Raw genomic sequence first — 20,660 nt, 5'->3', positions numbered from 1 at the left:
TATGCGGAAAATTGTTGCTCCACGACGTTTCGGCACCGTCGTTCTGCCCGCTCGTTCGGCTGTCGGCGAACAACTGGTCTCCCTGGAGGAACTCCACGTCGACACGGTCGCGCCGACTTGCGTAGCGTCGAACGGGTGACGAGCGGACTCCCCAAGACCGCGGGCGAGCTGAAGGCCGCCGGGTACGCCCCGCGCGGTGTCAAGGTCGAGCTGCGGGACAACCTGGTGGCGGCGCTGCGGGAGAAGCGGAACCCCTGGCCCGGCATCGTCGGGTTCGAGCGGACCGTGCTGCCGCAGCTCGAAAGGGCGATCCTGGCGGGCCACGACGTGGTCCTGCTCGGTGAGCGCGGGCAGGGCAAGACCCGGCTGTTGCGCACCCTGGTGACCCTGCTCGACGAGTGGACGCCGGTGATCGAGGGCGCGGAGCTGAACGAGCACCCGCTGGACCCGATCACCCCCGAGTCCAAGCGCCGCGCGCGGGAACTGGGCGACGACCTCCCGGTGGCCTGGAAGCACCGCGACGAGCGGTTCGCCGAGAAGCTCGCCACGCCCGACACCAGCGTCGGCGACCTGGTCGGCGACGTCGACCCGGTCAAGGTTGCCCAGGGCCGCAGCCTCGGCGACCCGGAGACCATCCACTACGGCCTGCTCCCGCGCAGCCACCGCGGCATCATCGCGGTCAACGAGCTGCCCGACCTCGCCGAGCGCATCCAGGTCTCCCTGCTCAACGTGATGGAGGAGCGCGACATCCAGATCCGCGGCTACACGCTGCGCCTCCCGCTGGACGTCCTCCTGGTCGCGACCGCCAACCCCGAGGACTACACCAACCGCGGCCGGATCATCACCCCGCTCAAGGACCGCTTCGGCGCCGAGATCCGCACGCACTACCCGCTGGAGATCGCCGCCGAGGTCGACCTGGTCCGCCAGGAGGCCGACCTGGTCGCGGAGGTCGGCGACCACCTGCTGGAGGTCATCGCCCGGTTCGTCCGGCACCTGCGCGAGTCGTCCGCGATCGACCAGCGCTCCGGCGTCTCGGCGCGGTTCGCGGTGGCGGCGGCGGAGACGGTGGCGGCGAGCGCGTTGCGGCGCGGTGCGTTGATCGGGGAAACGCCTGCCATCGCGCGGCCGGTGGACCTGGAGTCGGTGCCGGAGGTGCTGCGCGGCAAGCTGGAGTTCGAGGCCGGCGAGGAGGGGCGCGAACGCGAGGTGCTGACCCACCTGCTGCGCCGCTCGATCGCCGACACCGCGCGCTCGACGTTCGCCGGGCTGAACCTGAAGCCGTTGGCCGAGCTGGTGTCCGACGGGCACCCGGTGGCCACCGGCGAACGCGTCCACGCGGGCGACCTGCTGGCCGCGCTGCCCGAGCTGCCGCTGCTGCACGAGGTGGCCAAGCGCGTCGGCGCCGGGCCCAAGGACCCGGTCGGGCGCATCGCCTCGGCCGTCGAACTGGCCCTCGAATCGCTCTACCTCACCCGTCAGCTGTCCAAGGACAGCGACGACGACCGAACGGTGTACGGATGACCGGTTACCGCTACGGCCGGTACGTCGACGGCCCGGACCCGCTGGCCCCGCCCACCGACCTGCGCGCGGCGATGGACGAACTCGGCCGCGAGGTCATGGAGGGCGCGTCCCCGGAGTCGGCGCTGCGCGAGCTGCTGCGCCGGGGCCTGCCGGGGCAGCGCGGGCTGGACGACCTGACGTCGCGGCTGTGGCAGCGCCGGGCGTCCATCCAGCGCCGGCACCGGCTCGACGGCACGCTCCAGGAGATCCGGCGGCTGCTCGACCAGGCGCTGGACGCCGAACGGACCGCGTTGTTCCCCGACCCCGACGACGAGGCGCGGTTCCGCGAGGCGCAGCTCGACGCGCTGCCGCAGGGCACCGCGGCGGCCGTGCGCGAACTGGCCGAGTACGACTGGCGGTCCCCGCAGGCCCGCGAGTCCTACGAGCAGATCCAGAACCTGCTCGGCAAGGAACTGCTCGACCAGCGGTTCCAGGGCATGAAGCAGGCGATGGAGAACGTCTCGCCGCAGGACGTCGAGCGCATCAAGGACATGCTCGACGACCTCAACCAACTCCTCGCCGCCCACGCCCAGGGCCAGGACACCCCCGAGCAGTTCCGCGACTTCATGCGCAAGCACGGCGAGTTCTTCCCGGAGAACCCGCGCAACGTGGAGGAGCTGATCGACGCGCTCGCGGCCCGCTCGGCGGCGGCCCAGCGCATGATGAACTCGATGACCGAGCAGCAGCGCCAGGAGCTGAGCGCCTTGTCGCAGCAGGCTTTCGGCAACTCCGGCATCGGTCGGCAACTATCCACTTTGGACTCGCTGTTGCGGGCGCTGCGGCCCGGCGAGGACTGGACCGGCTCCGCCCGGTTCCGCGGCAACCAGCCGCTGGGCCTGGGCGAGGGTGCGCAGGCCATGGCCGACCTCGCCGAACTGGACGCGCTGGCCGAACAGCTCGCCCAGTCCTACCCCGGCGCACGGCTGGAGGACATCGACCTCGAAGCCCTGGTCCGCCAGCTGGGTGACGAGGCCGGGGTCGACGCGCGGCGGCTGGCCGAGCTGGAACGCGAGCTGCGGCAGCAGAACCTCCTCGAACGCGCCCCGGACGGCTCCCTGCGACTGACCCCGAAAGCGTTGCGGCGCTTGGGGGAGACCGCGCTACGCGGCGTGATCGACAGCGTCCGCGCGCAGGGTCAGCGGGACAACACCCGGGCCGGCGCGGCGGGCGAGCTGATCGGCAGCACCCGGCCGTGGCAGTTCGGCGACACCGAGCCGTGGAACGTCCCCCGCACGGTCACCAACGCCGTGCTGCGCGGCGGGACCGGCGAGATCAGCCTGGACGTGGTCGACGTCGAGATCAGCGAGACCGAGCAGCGGTCGCGGGCGGCGGTCGCGCTGTGCGTGGACACGTCGTGGTCGATGGTGCAGGACGGCCGGTGGGTGCCGATGAAGCGCACCGCCCTGGCCCTGCACCACCTGGTCCGCACCCGCTTCCGCACGGACGCGTTGCAGCTCATCACGTTCGGCCGGCACGCCGAGACCGTCGACATCGGGCAGCTCACCGCGTTGGAAGGCGTGTGGGAGCAGGGCACCAACCTGCACCACGCGCTGCTGCTGGCCTCCCGGCACGTCCGCCGCCACCCCGACGCGCAGCCCGTGGTGCTGGTGGTGACCGACGGCGAGCCGACCGCGCACTTGGAGGCCGACGGCGAGGCGGAGTTCTACTACCCGCCGCAGCCCCGCACGCTGGCCAAGACCATCGCCGAGGTGGACGGGCTGGCCCGGCTGGGCGCGGCGATCACCGTGTTCAAGCTGGGCGACGACCCGAGGCTGGCCCGGTTCGTGGACGTGGTCGCCCGGCGCAGCGGTGGCCGCGTGGTCGCGCCCGGCGAGGACGGCCTGGGCGCGGCCGTGGTCAGCGACTACCTGAAATCCCGCCGCCGGCGGTGATGCAACCCTGTGCGCCGTCGCTTCCGTCCTGGGGGCGACGGCACAACGGGAGGTCATCGAAGTGAACCGGGTCGTACCTGTGGTCCTGCTGGCGGTGGCGCTCGGCGGCTGCGCCCGCGCGGAACAGGGCACCCCGCCGCCTGCTCCACCCACCACGACCACCATCGCGCCGGACGTGCGGGACAACGACCCGGCGCTCCAGTCCGCGGCGCAGGCGCTGGAGCCGATGCTGAAGCAGAAGTTCCGGGGCACCTACTCCGGGCTCGAGGTCAACGGTGCGGACGGCGCGATCGTGGTGTACCGGGTGCCCGACGAGGCGCTGGACGACGCCGCGCGTGCGGCCGCGCCCGACGTGCGGCTGACGTTCAAGGACTCGGTGTACCCGTTGTCGAAGATGGAAGACGTCGTGGAGCGGCTCAACGCCGACGTGGACCACTGGAAGAGCCAGGGCGTGCAGCTCACGACGTGGGGTCCGGCGCACGACGGGTCCGGCGTGCACGTCACGACCGTCGCCGGTGACCCCGACCGCGCCAAGCTGGTCGAGCGGTACGGCGACATCATCCGCGTGTCGCAGGGCGACTTCCCCGTTCCGGTGCCGAAGTCGATCCCCGCTACGCCGACGCGCTGAACAGTCCGGACGATCACGGAAAGTTTCGTTGAAGTTTCGTTCTGTGACGGATAGGCTGGAACCTGCTCCGGGAGCGCTCCCAGGATCCGCCGTCGCATCCTTCGGAGAACGGAGGCTCTTCCATGCGCATGCGCAGTTCCTCCAGGTCAGTCCGCAAGCGCAACGTCATCGCCGTGGTCGTCGGCATGCTCGCCTGCATGTTCGTCTGGACCCCGACCGCCTCGGCCCACGGCACGATCGTCGGTCCGCCGACCCGCGCCTACCAGTGCTGGAAGACCTGGGGCAACCAGCACACCAACCCGGCCATGCAGCAGCAGGACCCCATGTGCTGGCAGGCGTTCCAGGCCAACGCCGACACGATGTGGAACTGGATGAGCGCGCTGCGGGACGGTCTGCGCGGCAACTTCCAGGGTTCCACGCCCGACGGACAGCTCTGCAGCAACGCGCTGTCCCGCAACAACTCCCTGAACACCCCCGGGGCGTGGAAGACGACCAACGTCGGCAGCAGCTTCCAGATGCACCTGTACGACCAGGCCAGCCACGGCGCGGACTACTTCCGGGTGTACATCAGCAAGAACGGGTTCGACCCGACCACCCAGCGCCTCGGTTGGGGCAACCTGGACTTCATCATGCAGACCGGCAGGTACGCCCCGGCCAAGGACATCACGTTCAACGTCCAGACCAACGGCAGCTACCGGGGACGCCACGTGGTGTTCACGATCTGGCAGGCCTCGCACCTGGACCAGACCTACATGTGGTGCAGTGACGTGAACTTCGGCTAGCGGTCCGGCCCGGCGTCGACCCCGGCGCCGGGCCTCACCCGCGTGGGACGCCACGTCGATGCCGACGCGGTGAGGTAGTCCGCGGGGGAGAAGTCCTTGATGCGCTTGGTCATCCGCACCGTCGACCACGGCCACAGCGTGCTGTTGCGACCGTTCTTGTCGATGTAGTAGCTCATGCAGCCGCCCGCGTTGTAGACGGTGGTCTGCAGGGCTTCCTGGACCTCGGTGTTGAACACCTCCTGCACCGGCCGGCGCACCTCCACGCTGTGCCACCCGTTGCGGCGCATGGTCTTCAGCGCGTCGAGCAGGTAGCGCAACTGGGTCTCGATGATCGTGAACGCCGACGAGTGGCCGGTGCCGAGGTTGGGGCCGAGCAGCAGGAACAGGTTCGGGAAGCCGTGGACGGCGGTGCCGAGGTAGGCCTGCGGGCTGCCCTGCCACACCTCGTCCAGGCTGCGGCCGTCCGCGCCGTAGACGTGCTTGGCCACCGGCGGGTCGCTGAAGTGGAAGCCGGTGCCGAAGATGATCGCGTCGACCTCGCGCCGGGTGCCGTCCTCGGCGACCACGTCGCGACCCTCGACGCGGGCGATGGCCCGGGCGAGGACTTCGACGTTCGGCCTGGTCAGCGCCGGGTAGTAGGTGTTGGACATGAGCAGGCGTTTGCAGCCCAGCACGAAGTCCGGGGTGAGGGCCGCGCGCAGCTCCGGGTCCTTGACGGACCGGTGCAGGTTCCACAGACCGGCCTTCTGGATGAATTCCATGACCTTCGGGTGGCGGAACGCGAAGCTGAATGCCTCCAGCCCGCCGTAGAACGCGTTGCGGTACCACCGCTGGGTGATCGGCAGGTACCGGAAGAGTGCGCGTTCGATCCACGGCATCCGGTGGTCGACCTTGGGCAGCACCCAGGGCGCGGTGCGCTGGAACAGGTGAAGCGCCGCCACTTTCGGTTGGATCTTGGGCACGAACTGGATCGCGCTGGCGCCCGTGCCGACGACCGCGACCCGTTTGCCGGTCAGGTCGTAGTCGTGGTTCCAGCGGGACGAGTGGAAGGTCTCGCCGGGGAAGTCGGCGAGGCCGGGCAGGTCCGGCAGGAGCGGTTCGTGCCACGGTCCCGTGCCGGAGACCAGGACCCGGGCCGTGTAGTGGCCCTTCGAGGTGGCGACCTGCCAGTGCGCGCCGTCCCAGCGCGCCTCGGTCACGGTCGTGCCGAACCGGATCAGCGGCGTGACCCCGAACCGCTCCGAGGTCCGTTCCAGGTAGGCCCGGATCTCGGGCTGCTCGGCGAACACCCGCCCCCAGTCGGGGTTGGGCGCGAACGAGTACGAGTACAGCGACGACGGGATGTCGCACGCGCAGCCCGGGTAGGTGTTGTCCCGCCAGGTCCCGCCGACCGAGTCGCCCTTCTCCAGGACGAGCAGGTCGAACCCGGCCTCCTTGAGCTCGACGGCCGCCCCGATGCCCGAGGCGCCCGCACCCACCACCAGAACGTCCACCGTCGTCATGGATACCGACGGTATTTCGATACCGGCGGTCTGTCAACGTAGGCTGAACGGGTGCCCAGACTGACCCGAGCGCAGAGCCAGGCCCGCACCCGGGACCTGCTCACCGAGACCGCCCAGCGCCTGTTCCTGCGGGACGGCTACCACGCCACGTCCCTGGACAAGGTGGCCGAGGCGGCGGGGTTCTCGAAGGGGGCGGTGTACTCGAACTTCCGCAACAAGGACGAGTTGTGCCTGGTGGTCTTGGACCGGTTGTACGCCGAGCGCATCGCCGAGATCGCCCGCGCGTTCGCCGGCGGCACGCTGGAGGACCGGTTCCGGGCGTTCGAGGAGTACGCGGAGGGGATGCTGGGCGACGCGCCGAGGACGCAGTTCGAGGTGGAGTTCGCCTTGCAGGCGCGGCAGAACCGGGAGTTGCAGGCGGACCTCGGGCGGCGGGACGCGCTGGTGGTGAGCGCCCTTGAGCAGTTGATCCAGTCCCAGGTGGACGAATTCGGGCTCGTGCCGTTGCTGCCCGTCAGGGAGTTGGCCCGGACCCTGCTCAGCCTGGGCATCGGGCTGGGCGTGCAGCGGTTCGTGGTGCAGGACGTGTTGCCGGTGCGGGTGCTGACCGACACCGTCCGGGTCCTGCTCGGCATCCGGCGCTAGGACTGGTCGTCCTTGTCGGTCGTCTTGGTGTCCCTGTCAGTGGTCTTGATGTCTCTGTCGGTCGACGCCAGCGCCACCTCGGTGGCCACGTCCGGCTTCACCCGGTGCTTGCCCGGCTTGGTGATGGAGAAATGCGCCTCGTCCCGCATCCGCTCCACCATGTGCGGGTAGTGCAGCTCGAACGCGGGCCGCTCCGAGCGGATGCGGGGCAGCTCGGTGAAGTTGTGCCGGGGCGGCGGAGAGGAGGTGGCCCACTCCAGGGAGTTGCCGAAGCCCCACGGGTCGTCGCGCTCGGCCGGGTCGCCGAAGCGGTAGCTGCGGAAGACGTTCCACACGAACGGCAGGACCGAGGCGCCCAGCAGGAACGCGCCGATGGTCGAGATGGTGTTCATGGTGGTGAAGCCGTCGTTGGGCAGGTAGTCGGCGTAGCGGCGGGGGAAGCCGATGTTGCCCAGCCAGTGCTGGATCAGGAACGTCAGGTGGAAGCCGATGAACGTGGTCCAGAAGTGCAGCTTGCCCAACGGCTCGTTGAGCATCCGGCCGGTCATCTTCGGGAACCAGAAGTAGATGCCGGCGTAGGTGGCGAACACGATCGTGCCGAACAGCACGTAGTGGAAGTGGGCGACCACGAAGTAGGTGTCCGTGACGTGGAAGTCGACCGGCGGCGAGGCCAGCAGGATGCCGGTCAGCCCGCCCAGCAGGAAGGTGACGAGGAAGCCCACGCTGAACAGCATCGGTGTCTCGAAGGACAACTGGCCCTTCCACATGGTGCCGATCCAGTTGAAGAACTTGATGCCCGTGGGCACCGCGATCAGGAACGTCATCAGCGAGAAGAACGGCAGCAGCACCGCGCCCGTGGCGAACATGTGGTGCGCCCACACCGCCACCGACAGCGCGGCGATGGCGAACGTGGCGAACACCAGGCCCTTGTAGCCGAACAGCGGCTTGCGGCTGAACACCGGGAAGATCTCGGACACGATCCCGAAGAACGGCAGCGCGACGATGTAGACCTCGGGGTGGCCGAAGAACCAGAACAGGTGCTGCCACAGGATCACGCCGCCGTTGGCCGGGTCGAACACGTGCGCGCCGAGGTGGCGGTCGGCGGCCAGGCCCATCAGGGCGGCGGTCAGGATCGGGAACGCCAGCAGGATCAGGATGCTGGTGACGAAGATGTTCCAGGTGAAGATGGGCATCCGGAACATCGTCATGCCGGGCGCGCGCAGGCAGCACACCGTGGTCACCATGTTCACGCCGCCCAGGATGGTGCCCAGGCCGGACACCGCCAGGCCCATGATCCACAGGTCCGCGCCGACGCCGGGCGAGTGGACGGCCGAGGTCAGCGGGGTGTAGGCGGTCCAGCCGAAGTCCGCCGCGCCGCCGGGCGTCATGAAGCTGATGACGACCATCGAGCCGCCGAACAGGAACAGCCAGTACGAGAAGGCGTTCAGCCGGGGGAACGCCACGTCCGGCGCGCCGATCTGCAGCGGGAGGATGTAGTTGGCGAAGCCGAACAGGATCGGCGTCGCGTACAGCAGCAGCATGATCGTGCCGTGCATGGTGAACAGCTGGTTGTACTGCTCGGTGGACAGGAACTGCAGCCCCGGCCGGGCCAGCTCGCCCCGGATGAGCAGCGCCATCAGGCCGCCGATCATGAAGAACATGAACGACGTGGTCAGGTAGAGCAGCCCGATCTGCTTCGGGTCGGTGGTCCGGAACAGCGCGAGCAGCGCGGCGCCCTTGGGCCGTCGTCGGGCGGCACCCGGATGGGTGATGACGGGTTCCGGCTTGAGCGCGGTCATGACCGCCTCCCTCGTACGACGGTGTCCCGGGAGCCAGGTTCATGGTCCACCCGTCGGGACCCGGCGGCAATCGCTCAGCCGGGCAACTGCTCCGGCTGCTCACCCGGTTCAACGGGCTTGACCTGCTGCGTTATGTGGGCGGAAGCCCGTTCGAGGAACCTCAGCAGCTCGACCGGGAAGGGCAGGACCACGGTCGAGTTCTTCTCCGCCGCCACCTCGACGATGGTCTGCAGCAGGCGCAGCTGGAGCGCGGCGGGCGTGTCCGCCATCCGGGCCGCCGCCTCGGACAGCTTCATGGACGCCTGCAGCTCGCCGTCCGCGGTGATGATGCGGGCCCGCCGCTCGCGCTCGGCCTCCGCCTGCCGCGACATGGACCGCTTCATGCTCTCCGGCAGGGCGACGTCCTTGATCTCCACCCGGTCGATGTCGATGCCCCACGACACGGCCGGGTTGTCGATCATCAGCTCCAGGCCCTGGTTGAGGCGTTCCCGGTTGGACAGCAGGTCGTCCAGCTCGCTCTTGCCGATGATCGAGCGCAGGGACGTCTGCGCCACCTGGAGCATGGCGAACCGGTAGTCCTCCACGTTGACCACGGCGCGCACCGGGTCCACGACCTTGAAGTACACGACCGCGTCGACCCGGACGGTGACGTTGTCGCGGGTGATGCCGTCCTGGGCGGGGATCGGCAGGGTGACGATCTGGAGGTTCACCTTCTTGAGCCGGTCCACCCCCGGCACGATCAGGGTCAACCCCGGCCCGCGCAGCGCCTCCTGGACGCGCCCGAACCGGAACACCAGGCCTTGCTCGAACTGCTTGACCACCCGGGCCGAGGACGCCAGGCCCAACGCGGCCAGTCCGAGGACGCCGATGACGATGTCGAGGATCATGGCGATCATCTCCCACGACCAGGTCCCACGATCAGGGTACGCCCGCGAGTCCCGCCAGGCGGACGTGCGGTTGGGAGGCCGGGTTAGGGTCGATTCCATGCAGACCTGGTCATCGACCCCAGTCCCGCGCCTCGCGGGGGAGCCGCGCCCGCTGCGGCTGTACGACACGGCCACCGGAGAGGTCCGTCCCACCGCTCCCGGGGACACCGCCAGGCTGTACGTCTGCGGCATCACGCCCTACGACGCGACCCACCTGGGGCACGCCGCGACCTACCTGACGTTCGACCTGGTCCACCGGGTGTGGCTGGACAACGGCCACGACGTGCACTACGTGCAGAACGTCACCGACATCGACGACCCGCTGCTGGAGCGGGCCGAGCGCGACCAGGACGACTGGGTGGTCCTGGCCATGCGCGAGACCGCGCTGTTCCGCGAGGACATGGTGGCGCTGCGCGTCCTGCCGCCCCGCCAGTACATCGGCGCGGTCGAATCGATCCCCGAGGTGGTGGAGGCGGTGGCGAAGCTGCTGGCCGACGGCGCCGCCTACCGGGTGGACGACCCGGAGTACCCGGACGTGTACTTCGACCGCACGGCGACCGGCCGGTTCGGCTACGAGTCGAACTACGACGCTGAGACCATGGCGAAGTACTTCGCCGAACGCGGCGGCGACCCGGACCGCGCGGGCAAGCGGCACCCCTTGGACGCCCTGCTGTGGCGGATGGCGCGGCCCGGCGAGCCGTCGTGGCCGTCCGAACTGGGCGACGGGCGCCCCGGCTGGCACATCGAGTGCAGCGCGATCGCCCTCAACCGCCTGGGCACCGGCTTCGACGTGCAGGGCGGCGGCTCGGACCTGATCTTCCCCCACCACGAGTTCAGTTCCGCGCACGCCGAGGCGCTGACCGGGGAGCACCCGTTCGCGCGGCACTACGTGCACGCGGGAATGATCGGGTTGGACGGCGAGAAGATGTCCAAGTCGCGCGGGAACCTGGTGTTCGTGTCGAAGCTGCGCGCGCAGAAGGTGGACCCCGGCGCCATCCGGCTGGCGCTTTTCGCGGGCCACTACCGGACCGATCGGCCGTGGAGCGACGAGCTGTTGGCTGGTGCGACCGAGCGCCTGGCCACGTGGCGCCGCGCGGCGGCTCTTCCGGCCGGTCCGTCGGCCGCCGACACCGTTACCCGCCTGCGCGACCACTTGGGTGACGACCTGGACACGCCGGCGGCTTTGGCGGCTTTGGACGCTTGGGCGGACGCGGCCTTGTCGTCGGGCGGTTCGGACGCGTCGGCCCCTGGCTTGTTCCGCGACGCCGTGGACGCCCTGCTGGGCGTCGAGCTGTAGTTCTGCCGTGTGGGCGGGTGGCGCTCCCGGTGCCACCCGGACCCGCATTCCCTCGGCGCACCTGGCGGAGGGCGTCGACGCGCGTGTCCAGCCAGTGGTCCCGGTGCGAGCTTCTGGGGCCGTCCCGCCGCGCTCCCTGTTTTACGGGACGCGCGAGGGGCGCGAAATGGGCCCAGGACGACGAAGCACGATCGGGTGATTCTGGTCGGGACGGCGTCCGGTGATCATCTTACACCATTCCGACCTGCGGAAAGGCCGCCCGCGCGAGGAGCGGACGGCCGTTTCCGGTCTCACAAGGACTCAGGTCACGCGTCGAGGGTCCAGCTGTCGATGCGGCCCGTGTCGATGGCCGCCTGGTCGCGGACGCGCAGCATCCACGTGCCGGCCGCCGCCTCCGAAGAAGCGTTCACCGTGTACGTCCGGTTGATGTTGTCCGTGCTGCCGCCCGACCGGTTGTGCAGGTTGTACACGGTCCCGTCCGGCGCCACCAAGTCGACGATCAGGTCGCCGATGTAGGTGTGCACGATGTTCACCGTCACCTGCGTGGTCGCCGAGGCGTTGCCCGCGCACGACAGCGTGATCGGGCTGTTGACGTCGGAGAAGTCGCCGATCGCCACGTCCGTCTCGTTCGTCACCGGGTCGCAACCGGTGCCGGGCTCGCGGATGGTCCACGTGAACGAAGCGCTACCGGTCCGCGACGCCGAGTCGGTCACCGTGACGGTCACGTTGTAGGTGCCCGCCGTGGTCGGCGTGCCGGAGACCGTCCCGTTCGAGCCGCCGGTCAGGCCCGGGGGCAGGCCGGTGAAGGAGAACGTGTACGGCGGGGTGCCGCCGCTCGCGGTCACGGTCAGGTTGACCGCGGTGCCGACGGTGCCGGTCTGGTTGCCCGGGTTGTTGACCGTCGGGCCGGACGGGGTGCCGGTGCCGACGAACAGGAGCTTGTTCGCCGAACCCGTGCCCGGGTTGGTGATCTTGTCCGAGGTGGCCGCGTTCACCAGCGCCGTCTGGACGGCCGCCGGGGCCGCCGACGGGTTGTCCGCCAGGTACAGCGCCGCCGCGCCCGCCACGTGCGGCGAGGCCATGGACGTGCCGGAGATGGTGTTGGTCGCCGAGTCGCTGGTGTGCCACGCCGACGTGATGTTCTGGCCCGGCGCGAAGATGTCCGTGCAGGTGCCGTAGTTGGAGAACGACGCCCGCGCGTCGGTGTTGGTGGAGGCGTTGACGCTCAGCGCCTCGGCCACCCGCGCCGGCGAGTAGTTGCACGCGTTGGCGTTGGAGTTGCCCGACGCGACCGCGTAGGTGATGCCCGCCGAGATCGAGTTGCGCACCGCGTTGTCCAGCGCGGTGTCCGCGCCGCCGCCCAGGGACATGTTCGCCACGGCCGGCTTGACGGCGTTCTGGGTCACCCAGTTGACGCCGTTGACGACGCCCGAGGTGGTGCCCGAACCCTGGCAGTTCAGCACCTTCACCGCGATGAGCTTGACCTCCTTGGCCACGCCGTAGGCGGTGCCGCCGACCGTGCCCGCCACGTGGGTGCCGTGGCCGTTGCAGTCGGTGTTGTTGCTGTCGACGGTGTTGGTGCCCCACGTGGCGCGCCCGCCGAAGTCGGAGTGCGTGGTCCGGATGCCCGTGTCGATGATGTAGGCGCGGACGTTGCTCGCCGTGTTCGGGTACGTGTAGCTGCTGTCCAGCGGCAGGTTGCGCTGGTCGATGCGGTCCAGGCCCCACGACGGCGGGTTCGGCTGGGTGCCGGTCGCCTGCACTGGCAGGTCCGCCTGCACGTACTGGACGCGCGGGTCGGCGGCGAGGCGGCGGGCCTGCGTGGCGGACAGGTCCGTGGCGTGGAAGCCGTTCAGGGCGTGCTGCCAGGCCACCTGGACCTTGCCGCCGTACTTCGAGACCAGGGCCTGCGCGGTGTCCGCGGACGCGGCGCGCGGCGAGGCGCTGTCGCGCAGGGCCACCACGTAGGAGCCGGCGATGGCGTCGGCGCGGTCGGCGGCCAGCACGTCGGCCTCGGCCGCGGCGGTGCCGGCGGTGCTGAACGCGAGCGTCACGGCCGATATGCCGGCCAGGCCGAGGATGGCCGTTCTTCTGGTTGTGCGGGCGTCTCCCATGACAGGGTTCTCCCTAAGGGCAGGGTCGCCCCACCGGGCCGGCGGGTGTGCCGGACGGCGGGAGCGGTGCAGGGTTGGGGACGTTCGCGCGAACGGGTGGAACCGACCTGGTCACATGCATGGTCGGGACAAAACCCGGTGGCGAACAGCGCCGCCTGGCCTAATTGCCCCTGCTCGCAATCGGTGTCCCGTGGAAAACCCCAGGTACACAGGTTGACCGTCAGGTGTTAAAGCGTTCGTCGCGGTAGGCGCGCCACCGTTCGAGCATGCCGGGCAGCTCGCGGTGGAAGAACTGGAAGAACGCCAGCGTCTCCTCGATGCGCCGACCGGCCGCGGTGTCGCCGCCGAGCACCTCGATGCCCTCCTTGAGCGGACCCTCCCAGCGGGCCAGCTGCTGGTCGCGCCGGAAGATCGCCTCGTACCAGACGTCGTCGTAGACCCGGTAGACGTCCCGGCGGGTGCCGGTCTCGCGCTCGCGGCTGACCAGGCCGACCTGGGTCAGGTAGCGGACCGCGCCGGAGACCGCGGCGGGGGAGACCTTGAGCAGGTCGGCCAGTTCGGCGGCGGTCAGGGTGCCGTCGTCGGACGCGAGCAGGGCGACGAACACGCGCGCCGGCATCCTCGGCATGCCCGACTCCGCGAACGCCGCCGCGAAGCGCTCGATGAACCGGAGCACCGCCTGCTCGTCCCGTTCACTCACCTGGGTCACCGCCGCATCTTGCTACACCGTCCACGAACGGGTGGCAGTTTATACGCTTCCTTAACTTCACGACTTTGTGAAATGACTGTAGCTTACCCGGCATGACAGCTGCGATATCCGTGTCGGGCCTGGTCAAGACCTTCGGCCCGACGCGTGCACTGGACGGTCTGGACCTGACCGTCCGCGAGGGGGAGGTGCACGGCTTCCTCGGCCCGAACGGGGCGGGCAAGTCGACCACCATCCGGGTCCTGCTGGGCCTGCTGCGCGCCGACGCGGGCACCGCCATCCTGCTCGGCGGCGACCCGTGGCGCGACGCGGCCGCCCTGCACCGCAGGCTCGCCTACGTGCCCGGCGACGTGAGCCTGTGGCCGAACCTGACCGGCGGCGAGGTCATCGACCTGCTGGGCCGGCTGCGCGGCGGCCTGAACGAGAAGCGCCGCAAGGTCCTGCTCGACCGCTTCGAGCTGGACCCGCGCAAGAAGGGCCGCACCTACTCGAAGGGCAACCGGCAGAAGGTGGCACTGGTCGCCGCGCTGGCCTCGGACGTGGAACTGCTCATCCTCGACGAGCCCACCTCCGGCCTGGACCCGCTGATGGAGGCGGTGTTCCAGGAGGCGGTCAACGAGGAGCGCGGCCGGCGGACCGTGCTGCTGTCCAGCCACATCCTCGCCGAGGTCGAGGCGCTGTGCGACCGGGTCAGCATCATCCGCAACGGCCGCACCGTCGAGTCCGGCACGCTGGCCGACCTGCGGCACCTGACCCGCACCAGCGTCTCCGCCGAACTGGCCGGCGCGCCCAACGGGCTGGCGTCCCTGGCCGGCGTGCACGACCTGGTGGTCGAGGGGCAGCGGGTGAAGTTCGAAGTGGACACCGACCACCTCGACGGGGCGTTGCGCGCCCTGGTCTCCTCCGGCGTGCGTACCCTGACCAGCCAGCCGCCCACGCTGGAAGAGCTGTTCCTGCGCCACTACGAGGACGAACTGCCGAAGGTGACGTCATGACCGGCACCCTGGCGCTGGTGCGGCTCGCGCTGCGGCGCGACCGGCTGCTGATCCCGGTGTGGGTGTTGGGCCTGGTGGGGATCACGCTGTCGACCGCGTCCGCGATGTACGAGCTGTACGGGACGGAGGCGCTGCGGCAGCAGCTCGGCGTGACGGCGGGCTCGAACCCCGCTTTCCTGGCCATGCTCGGCCCGATCTACGACTACACGACCATCGGCGGCATCCTGGCCTGGCGGTGGGGCGTGTTCGGTGGCCTGCTCACCGCCCTGATGGCGATGTTCCTGGTCACCCGGCACACCCGGGCCGAGGAGGAGACCGGCCGGCTGGAGCTGATCGGGTCGACGGTCACCGGGCGGCACGCGCCGCTGGCCGCCGCCGTGCTGGTCGCGGCGCTGGCGAGCCTGCTCATCGGGGTGTTCGTGGCGCTCGGGCTGATCGGGCTGGGGGAGGACGCGGCGGGCTCGTTCGCGCTGGGCTTGGCGTTCGCCGGCGCGGGGTGGGTGTTCACCGGGGTCGGCGCGGTCGCCGCGCAGCTCACCGAGAGCGCCCGGACCGCCAACGCGATCGCGGGCGGCGTGCTGGGCGCGTCCTACCTGCTGCGCGCGGTGGGTGACGCGGCCGGTGACCAGGGTCCGCAGTGGCTGACCTGGTTGTCGCCGCTGGGGTGGCTGGAACTGGTGAAGGCCTTCGCGGGTGACCGCTGGTGGGTGCTGGGGCTGTCGCTGGTGATGGCGGTGGTGCTGGTGGGCGTGGCCGCGGTGCTGGTGGCGCGGCGCGACCTGACCGCGGGGCTGCTGCCCACCCGGCTCGGGCCGGCCCGTGCACCGGCGTCGCTGGGCAGCGCGTTCGGCCTGGCCTGGCGGTTGCAGCGGGGGATGCTGCTGGGCTGGACGCTGAGCCTGTTCGTGCTCGGCGCGGTCTACGGGGCGGTCGCGCGGGCGGTCGAGGACATGCTCAAGGCCAACCCGGCGCTGGAGAAGGTGATGTCCCAGCTGGGCGGGGCGGGCGCGATCGTGGACGTCTACCTGGCGTCGATCCTGGGCATCATCGGGCTGTTCAGCGCGATCTACGTGGTGCAGGCGACGCTGCGGCTGCGGGTCGAGGAGTCGGACTTCCGCGCCGAGCCGGTGCTGGCCACGTCCGTGCGGCGGGTGTCGTGGGTCGGCAGCCACCTCGTGTTCGCGACGCTCGGGGTCGTGGTGGTGCTGGCCGCCGCCGGTCTGGGCGCCGGGCTCGTGCACGGCGCACGCGTGGGCGACGTTGGTGGCCAGGTCGCGCGGCTGGTCGGATCGGCGCTGGCGCACGTGCCGGCCGTGTGGGTGGTCGCGGGCATCGCGCTGCTGCTGTTCGGGCTGGTCCCGAAGCTGGCGTCGGTGAGCTGGGCGTTCCTGGTGGTCTTCCTGGTGCTGGGGCAACTCGGTCCGTTGCTGGAACTCGACCAGTGGGCCATGGACCTCTCGCCGTTCACGCACATCCCCAAGGTGCCTGGCGCGGACCCCACGGCGACGCCGCTGGTGTGGTTGACCGTGGTGGCGCTGGCGTTCGCGGTGGTCGGGATCGGGGCGTTCCGGCGGCGGGACATCGGCTGAAAGAACTCTTTCGAAAGAACTCTTTCAGGTATACCGTCGGGGCATGGACCTCCCCGAGCCCCGACGGGTCACCGACGTCGACGCCCTGAAGGCACTGGCCCACCCGTTGCGGGTGTCGCTGGTGCAGCACCTGCTCGCGGTCGGGCCGCGCACCGCCAGCGAGTGCGCGGCCGAGGTCGGCTCGACCGCCTCCAACTGCAGCTGGCACCTGCGGCAACTGGCCAAGTTCGGGTTCGTCGAGCGGGTCGGGGCGGCCGGCGGCCGGGAGCGGCCCTGGCGGGCCACCGACGTCGGCCTGGACGTGGGCGCGTTCGACGAGGACCCGGCGGTGCGGACCCAGCAGGACGCCCTGGTCGCGTTGCAGCTCAACGAGGACAACCGGCTGGCCCAGCGGTTCCTGGACCGGCAGCACGAGCTGCCCGAGGAGTGGCGGCAGGCCGCCGCGATGCACGGCTACTCGGTGAACGTGACCGCCGAGGAGCTGACCGGTCTGCTCGGCATGATCGACGACATCCTGCGGCCCTACCTCACGCCGCTGCGCACCGACGCGCCCGAAGGCGCCCGGGCCGCCCACATCGGACTGCGGGCGTTCCCGCGGTGACCGGGCCACTGGGGGTGCCCGCGTTCCGGCGGTTGCTGCTCGCCGCGTTCGTGTCGGAGATCGGGGACTGGGTGCTGCTGGTCGCCCTGCCCGTGTACGTGTACCAGCGCACCGGGTCCGTGGGGTCGACGGCGACCACGTTCGTCGTGGCGTTGCTGCCGGGTCTGGCGCTGTCGCCGCTGGCCGGGGTGCTGGCGGACCGGTGGGACCGGCGGCGGGTGATGCTCGGGGTGACGCTGGCCCAGGCGGTGGCCCTGCTGCCGCTGCTGACCGGGGACCTGCTGCTGGTCAACGTCGTGATGGCGGTGCAGGCAGCGCTGGCCACGCTGTTCGAACCGGCCCGGAACGCGCTGCTGCCCGAGGTGGTGGGGCGCGACCAGGTGGCCGCCGCGAACGGGCTGGCCGGGCTGAACGCCAACCTCGCGCGGCTGATCGGTGCTTCGCTCGGCGGTCTGGTGCCGGCGTGGGGCGGGCTGCCCGGGGTGCTGTGGGTGGACGTGGCGTCGTTCGTGCTGGCGGCGGCGTTGCTGGCGCGGCGGTTCCCGGTGGAGCGGGTGCGCGTGGTGGAGGCCCGGCACCCGTGGCGGGCTTGGGTCGAGGGGTTGCGCGCGATCCGGGGGCCGTTGCGCGGGATGGTCGCCGTGGTCGGGTTGATGGCGGTCGCCCAGGGCATGTTCATGGTGCTGTTCGTGGTGTTCGTGACCGAGCGGTTGGGCGGTGGCGAGGCCGAGGTGGGGCTGCTGCGGGGCGTCCAGGCGGTCGGTGGGTTGGTCGGTGGCGCTCTTGTGGGGTGGCTGGCGCGGCGGCTGTCGGCGTGGTCTTTGTTGGGCTGGTCGCTGGTGGGCTTTGCGGCGATCGCGGCTACCGGTTGGAACGGCGTGCACCTCACCACGGCGTTCGCGTTCTACCTCGGGGTTTTCGCGCTCTGCGGTGCGCCGGGGGTGGTGGCGGGCGCGGGCATGATGTCGGTGCTGCAACTGCACGCCTCGGACGAGGTTCGCGGGCGGGTGCTGGCGACTTTCCTGAGCCTGTTCGACGCCTTCCAGGCGCTGGGGATGGTCCTGGCGGGCGTCCTGCCCCTCGGGCTGGGCGCGCTGCTGAACGCGCAGGCGGCGCTCTACCTGACCGCCGGGTTGCTCGTGCTGCTCAGGATCGGTGTCGTGGGCGCATCAGCAGGGGCGGGGTGGCGGCGGCGACGAGCGCGGCCGGGACCAGGAACGACGTCGTCGGATCCAGGTGGTACAGCGGCACGAACGCCGGCGGCGACACCGCCCCACCCAGGAACCTGAACGACTGCAGCACCGACACCGAGCCGCCCCGGTGAGCGCCCAGCAGGACCAGGGCGTTGAGTCCGACGATCACCTGCTGACTGAACGCGCCCGCCAACGCCCACAGCAGCCCGACCGCGACAAGACTCGGCAGCACGCCGACCAGTGCGACGAGGCCGGAGCCGGTGAGCGCGCCGAGGAGCACGCACCGGCGTGCGCCGACGTGGTCGATCAGCCACCCGGTGAGCCGCGCGGTGAGGATCGAGACCACTCCGAACCCGGTGAGGACCAGGCCGCGTTGGCCGGAGGTCAGCCCGAAGTCGTCCCCGAGCCGTAGGGCGACCAGGAACGACAGGCCGCCGAGGCACCCCCAGCCGACGAACCCGACTGCTGCGAGTTTGAGGACGTCGGGGCGCCAGGCGTTCTTGAGCTTGGGTTTCTCCTGGCGGGGTGGGTCGGCTGGTAGCCCGGCGAGGGCTAGACCTGCGGCGACCACGGCGGCCCCGACGAACGCCCAGCGCCACGAGGCTTCGGCTGCCAGGCCGCCGACCAGCGGTGCGGAGGTTTGGCCGGCGGCTTGCATGGAGGCGAAGACGCCCAGTGCGCGGCCGAGGCGGTGTTTCGGGGTGATCGCGGCGATGGTGGCGAGGAGGAGCGGGGTGGTGAACGCGTTGGCCGCGCCTTGGAGGGCGCGAGCGGTCAGGAGGAGGGGGAAGGTCGAGGAGATCGCGCAGAGGGCGGAGGCGGTGGTGTAGACGAGGTAGGCGGTGCGGACGGTGCGGCGTGGGCCCCAGCGTTCGCCGAGGGTGCCGGAGACGAGCATGAAGGCGGCGAAGGGGAGGAGGTAGGTGGTGAGGGTGGCGGCGGCGGTGCCGGGGGAGATCCCGAAGTCGGCGCCGATTTCGGGGAGCACGGAGGAGGTCATCGCGCCGCCGAACGGGCCGAGGAACCCGCCGGCGTAGAGCCCCGCTACGGCCAACCGCCGTGTGCTCACGACCCTCCCCGAGATCACCGGCTCGGGGTGCCCCGAACGTCCTCACCAGACACGGTCTGGTCGCTGTGTTGGAGGCCGTCTCGCTTCGGGCGTTCCGCCCGCCCACCCCCACCCAGGCCACCTCGCAAAAGCCCCCAAAAGCACCCGCCTTTGGCGGGCCGCCTGCGGCGGCTTGCGCGCGAAGCGCGCTTGGCGCGCACCGCGCGCCCGGCTTGTGCCTGGCGGCCAGGGTGGGGTGGGTGGAACGCCCAACGCGAGAAAGCCAATCGGGACAAACCTCCCAACGCGACGAATCCAACCCAACCAGCCCCGCCCGCGCCGCCCTCGGAACGCCCGCCCCCAGACCCGTCCGCCCCCAGACCCGTCCGCGCTCAGACCCCGTCCGCGCTCAGAACCCGCCCGCCCTCCGGCGGCTCCGGCCCTCCGGCCACACCGCGCTCAGAGCCCCGTCGGACCCCGGCCCGGCCCGCGACCCCGCCGCCGCAGGTACCGCTCGAACTCCGCCGCAATGGCATCCCCACTGGCCTCGGTGATCTGGATCTCCGCGTCCCCGCGTTCCTCCAGCGCCCGGACGTAGTTGCGCACGTCCTCGTCCTCGTCGGCCATCTCGCTGACCGTGCGCTCCCACTCCTCCGCCTGCTCGGGCAGCGCCCCCAGCGGCACCTCGACGTCCAGCACCTCCTCCACCCGGTGCAGCAGCGCCAACGTGGCCTTGGGCGACGGCGGCTGGGACACGTAGTGCGGCACCGCCGCCCAGAACGAGATCGCCGGCACGCCCGCCTGCACGCACAGGTCCTGGAACACCCCGACAATCCCCGTCGGCCCCTCGTACCGCGACCGCTCCAGCCCGAACTTGGCCGCCGCAGCGGCGTCGTAGGCAGTCCCCGTCACCGGCACCGGCCGGGTGTGCGGAGTGTCCATGAGCAGTGCACCCAAAGTCACCACGGTCGTGATGCCCAGGTTCTCGATGTGCCCCAGCAGTTCGCCGGCGAACTTCCGCCACCGCATGTTCGGTTCGATGCCGTGCACGAGGACCACGTCGGTGGACGACCCCGGGGGCCGGCACACGGTCAGCCGGGTGGTCGGGAATTCAACCCGTCGGGTGACACCGTCCACCATGCGGACTGTGGGGCGCGTCACCTGGAAGTCGTAGTAGTCGTCCGGATCGATCTCCGCGAGCGGTTGCGCGTCCCAGGTCAGTTGGAGGTGCTCGATCGCCGTGCTGGCAGCGTCTCCAGCGTCGTTCCACCCCTCGAACGCCGCCACCATGATCGGGTTGGTGAGCGGTTTCGTGGGGTCGAAGGGGGTCTTGGCGGCCTGGTCCGGATCGGTCACCGGGTCAGCCTACGACCACCGGCGCGG

The 20,660-nt window shown here is 70.7% G+C and carries 16 protein-coding genes and 1 pseudogene; 10 read left to right on the top strand and 7 right to left on the bottom strand.

The window, feature by feature from the left end; genetic code table 11:
- Positions 1–135: 135 nt before the first annotated feature.
- The 4 genes from RIN75_RS05920 to RIN75_RS05905 all read left to right on the top strand — a co-directional run bounded on the left by RIN75_RS05920 (position 136) and on the right by RIN75_RS05905 (position 4,862).
- Positions 136–1,521 (top strand): sigma 54-interacting transcriptional regulator, encoded by a 1,386-nt coding sequence (locus tag RIN75_RS05920; RefSeq protein WP_309110744.1) that lies wholly within the window; start codon positions 136–138, stop codon positions 1,519–1,521.
- A complete protein-coding gene (locus RIN75_RS05915) occupies positions 1,518–3,452 on the top strand; it encodes a VWA domain-containing protein (protein WP_309110743.1) in 1,935 nt (644 codons plus the stop codon). The genes RIN75_RS05920 and RIN75_RS05915 overlap by 4 nt, the downstream gene beginning before the upstream one ends.
- A gap of 61 nt (positions 3,453–3,513) precedes the next feature.
- Positions 3,514–4,080, top strand: coding sequence for a hypothetical protein (locus tag RIN75_RS05910; protein ID WP_309110742.1), 567 nt, complete (start codon positions 3,514–3,516; stop codon positions 4,078–4,080).
- Positions 4,081–4,202: 122 nt separating this feature from the next.
- Positions 4,203–4,862, top strand: a complete 660-nt coding sequence (locus RIN75_RS05905; protein ID WP_309110741.1) for a lytic polysaccharide monooxygenase — start codon at positions 4,203–4,205, stop codon at positions 4,860–4,862.
- Here RIN75_RS05905 and RIN75_RS05900 read toward each other — a convergent pair.
- Entirely contained in the window at positions 4,859–6,364 is a 1,506-nt protein-coding gene (locus tag RIN75_RS05900) for an NAD(P)/FAD-dependent oxidoreductase (RefSeq protein WP_309110740.1), read from the bottom strand. The two genes, RIN75_RS05905 and RIN75_RS05900, sit on opposite strands and share 4 nt — an antisense overlap.
- A gap of 51 nt (positions 6,365–6,415) precedes the next feature.
- Here RIN75_RS05900 and RIN75_RS05895 point away from each other — a divergent pair, with 51 nt between their 5' ends.
- Positions 6,416–7,009 (top strand): TetR/AcrR family transcriptional regulator, encoded by a 594-nt coding sequence (locus RIN75_RS05895; RefSeq protein WP_309110739.1) that lies wholly within the window; start codon positions 6,416–6,418, stop codon positions 7,007–7,009.
- Here the strand turns inward: RIN75_RS05895 and ctaD are convergent.
- Positions 7,006–8,808 carry a cytochrome c oxidase subunit I gene (ctaD, locus tag RIN75_RS05890; protein WP_309110738.1) on the bottom strand — a complete coding sequence of 601 codons (1,803 nt, stop codon included), beginning with the start codon at positions 8,806–8,808 and terminating at the stop codon, positions 7,006–7,008. The genes RIN75_RS05895 and ctaD overlap by 4 nt on opposite strands.
- A gap of 74 nt (positions 8,809–8,882) precedes the next feature.
- Positions 8,883–9,695: an SPFH domain-containing protein gene (locus RIN75_RS05885; RefSeq protein WP_309110737.1), complete on the bottom strand. Its 813-nt coding sequence runs from the start codon at positions 9,693–9,695 to the stop codon at positions 8,883–8,885.
- Between the two features lie 97 nt (positions 9,696–9,792).
- Here RIN75_RS05885 and mshC point away from each other — a divergent pair, with 97 nt between their 5' ends.
- Positions 9,793–11,031 carry a cysteine--1-D-myo-inosityl 2-amino-2-deoxy-alpha-D-glucopyranoside ligase gene (gene mshC / locus RIN75_RS05880; protein WP_309110736.1) on the top strand — a complete coding sequence of 413 codons (1,239 nt, stop codon included), beginning with the start codon at positions 9,793–9,795 and terminating at the stop codon, positions 11,029–11,031.
- 305 nt (positions 11,032–11,336) lie between these two features.
- Here mshC and RIN75_RS05875 read toward each other — a convergent pair whose 3' ends face one another.
- Both RIN75_RS05875 and RIN75_RS05870 read right to left on the bottom strand, forming a co-directional pair.
- Positions 11,337–13,145, bottom strand: coding sequence for a S8 family serine peptidase (locus RIN75_RS05875; RefSeq protein ID WP_375295914.1), 1,809 nt, complete (start codon positions 13,143–13,145; stop codon positions 11,337–11,339).
- 220 nt (positions 13,146–13,365) lie between these two features.
- Complete coding sequence (locus tag RIN75_RS05870) at positions 13,366–13,854, bottom strand: MarR family transcriptional regulator (RefSeq protein ID WP_309110734.1); 489 nt, start codon at positions 13,852–13,854, stop codon at positions 13,366–13,368.
- A gap of 92 nt (positions 13,855–13,946) precedes the next feature.
- On the opposite strand from RIN75_RS05870, the gene RIN75_RS05865 reads away from it, so the two are divergent.
- The 4 genes and pseudogenes from RIN75_RS05865 to RIN75_RS05850 all read left to right on the top strand — a co-directional run.
- Complete coding sequence (locus RIN75_RS05865; protein WP_309110733.1) at positions 13,947–14,846, top strand: ABC transporter ATP-binding protein; 900 nt, start codon at positions 13,947–13,949, stop codon at positions 14,844–14,846.
- The gene (locus RIN75_RS05860) at positions 14,843–16,435 is read left to right on the top strand and encodes an ABC transporter permease (protein ID WP_309110732.1); all 1,593 of its coding nucleotides are present in this window, start codon (positions 14,843–14,845) and stop codon (positions 16,433–16,435) included. The genes RIN75_RS05865 and RIN75_RS05860 overlap by 4 nt, the downstream gene beginning before the upstream one ends.
- Positions 16,436–16,478: 43 nt before the next feature.
- Positions 16,479–17,036, top strand: a complete 558-nt coding sequence (locus RIN75_RS05855) for a winged helix-turn-helix domain-containing protein (protein WP_309110731.1) — start codon at positions 16,479–16,481, stop codon at positions 17,034–17,036.
- Positions 17,033–18,127 (top strand): annotated as a pseudogene (locus tag RIN75_RS05850) (MFS transporter); the annotation flags it as partial. The gene RIN75_RS05855 and the pseudogene RIN75_RS05850, both read left to right, overlap by 4 nt.
- 55 nt (positions 18,128–18,182) lie before the next feature.
- On the opposite strand, the gene RIN75_RS05845 reads toward RIN75_RS05850, so the two are convergent.
- Positions 18,183–19,298 (bottom strand): MFS transporter, encoded by a 1,116-nt coding sequence (locus tag RIN75_RS05845; protein WP_309110730.1) that lies wholly within the window; start codon positions 19,296–19,298, stop codon positions 18,183–18,185.
- A 438-nt stretch (positions 19,299–19,736) separates the two neighbouring features.
- Entirely contained in the window at positions 19,737–20,633 is an 897-nt protein-coding gene (locus RIN75_RS05840) for a PAC2 family protein (RefSeq protein WP_375295913.1), read from the bottom strand.
- Positions 20,634–20,660: the final 27 nt, after the last annotated feature.

It is taken from the genome of Saccharothrix sp., from assembly GCF_031180885.1.
Taxonomy (GTDB): domain Bacteria; phylum Actinomycetota; class Actinomycetes; order Mycobacteriales; family Pseudonocardiaceae; genus Actinosynnema.
The sequence above is the reverse complement of the archived record's forward strand: the minus strand, read 5'-3'. Positions and strand labels throughout refer to the sequence as shown.

Bases quoted from the DNA above. Each gene is read 5' to 3' on its own strand.
- RIN75_RS05915 (WP_309110743.1), top strand. From the start codon at position 1,518: ATGACCGGTTACCGCTACGGCCGGTACGTCGACGGCCCGGACCCGCTG.
- RIN75_RS05905 (WP_309110741.1), top strand. From the start codon at position 4,203: ATGCGCATGCGCAGTTCCTCCAGGTCAGTCCGCAAGCGCAACGTCATC.
- RIN75_RS05900 (WP_309110740.1), bottom strand. From the start codon at position 6,364: ATGACGACGGTGGACGTTCTGGTGGTGGGTGCGGGCGCCTCGGGCATC.
- ctaD (WP_309110738.1), bottom strand. From the start codon at position 8,808: ATGACCGCGCTCAAGCCGGAACCCGTCATCACCCATCCGGGTGCCGCC.
- RIN75_RS05885 (WP_309110737.1), bottom strand. From the start codon at position 9,695: ATGATCCTCGACATCGTCATCGGCGTCCTCGGACTGGCCGCGTTGGGC.
- mshC (WP_309110736.1), top strand. From the start codon at position 9,793: ATGCAGACCTGGTCATCGACCCCAGTCCCGCGCCTCGCGGGGGAGCCG.
- RIN75_RS05875 (WP_375295914.1), bottom strand. From the start codon at position 13,145: ATGGGAGACGCCCGCACAACCAGAAGAACGGCCATCCTCGGCCTGGCC.
- RIN75_RS05865 (WP_309110733.1), top strand. From the start codon at position 13,947: ATGACAGCTGCGATATCCGTGTCGGGCCTGGTCAAGACCTTCGGCCCG.
- RIN75_RS05860 (WP_309110732.1), top strand. From the start codon at position 14,843: ATGACCGGCACCCTGGCGCTGGTGCGGCTCGCGCTGCGGCGCGACCGG.
- RIN75_RS05855 (WP_309110731.1), top strand. From the start codon at position 16,479: ATGGACCTCCCCGAGCCCCGACGGGTCACCGACGTCGACGCCCTGAAG.